This window comes from Vibrio ouci, assembly GCF_004551525.1.
Classification (GTDB): Bacteria; Pseudomonadota; Gammaproteobacteria; order Enterobacterales; family Vibrionaceae; genus Vibrio; species Vibrio ouci.
Genome location: NZ_SATR01000182.1, coordinates 1 through 1239, shown reverse-complemented (window position 1 = coordinate 1239; position 1239 = coordinate 1). Strand labels below are relative to the sequence as shown.

The following is a 1239-nucleotide window of genomic DNA, read 5'->3' as shown; positions in this document are numbered from 1 at the left end:
TTAGTTCATCAATTCAAATGATGAATAAAAAAATAAAGATATATATTCAATTTATTTTACCTTCTTCCTAATAAAGAAAAAGGCAATAGGGAAAAATTTTTGTTTCAACGAATCGCACGTAGAGATATGGATAATACACAGAGAGTTAATGGTATTTCATAACTAATCGATTGAGCGGCAGCTCGTAGACCACCTAAAAAGGAATATTTATTATTTGATCCATATCCTGACATAAGAAGTCCAATGGGAGCAATACTTGAAATGGCAATCCATAAAAAGACGCCGATATTTAGATCCATTTCATAACTAATCGATTGAGCGGCAGCTCGTAGACCACCTAAAAAGGAATATTTATTATTTGATCCATATCCTATACTGAATAAACGAGTATCWCCTCTAGATGGAAAAAGATTTTCTTTGAAAAGTAGTTTTGTTCCATCCGCTAGAGCTTGAAGAACTCCAAAAGGACCGGCATATTCAGGTCCAATACGTTGTTGTATCCCTGCAGAAATTTCTCTTTCTAACCACACAATTACTAATATGCCTATCGTGATTCCCAATACAAGAGTCAAAATAGGGACAAGCATCCATATAATTCCATAGACTACGTTTAAGGATTTCAATCTGGAAAAAGAATTGATAGCTTGTACTGTTGTTGTATCAATTATCATTTCAACGATCAACTTCCCCCATAATAATATCTATGCTACCTAGTATTGTCATAATATCAGCCAATTTCATTCTTTTAATTAATTGAGGAAGAATTTGCAAATTGATAAAACCCGGCGGACGAATTTTCCATCTCCAAGGAAAACTACTTTGATCCCCTATTAGAAAAATTCCCAACTCTCCCTTTGGTGCTTCAACTCGAACATAAAGTTCTTGTTTCGGCAATTCAAAGGCGGGAGAAGTTTTTTTACTAATAAATCGATATTCAAAATCATTCCATTCTCGATTCCTTTCTCTATCAAAACTTCGAGTTTCTAAATTTTCATAAGGCCCCCCTGGAATCCCTTCCAAAGCCTGTTGAATAATTTTTACGGATTCCGTCATTTCACCAATTCGGACTAAATAACGAGCTAATGAATCCCCTTCTTTTTGCCACTGGACTCCCCAATCAAATTCGTCATAACACTCATAATGATCAACTTTACGAAGATCCCATCGTACTCCGGAAGCTCGTAGCATTGGTCCTGATAAACCCCAATTTATTGCTTCCTCTGCACTAACAATACCTAT

Annotated in this window: 1 protein-coding gene and 1 pseudogene; both read right to left on the bottom strand. The window is 35.5% G+C overall.

Going from position 1 to position 1239, the window contains the following annotated elements:
- Positions 1-119: 119 nt before the first annotated feature.
- A pseudogene (locus ELS82_RS27965) lies at positions 120-587 on the bottom strand (NADH-quinone oxidoreductase subunit H); the annotation flags it as partial.
- 85 nt (positions 588-672) lie between these two features.
- Positions 673-1239: NADH-quinone oxidoreductase subunit D-related protein (locus ELS82_RS27960; RefSeq protein ID WP_502266705.1), on the bottom strand; the 567-nt coding region annotated here is incomplete at its 5' end.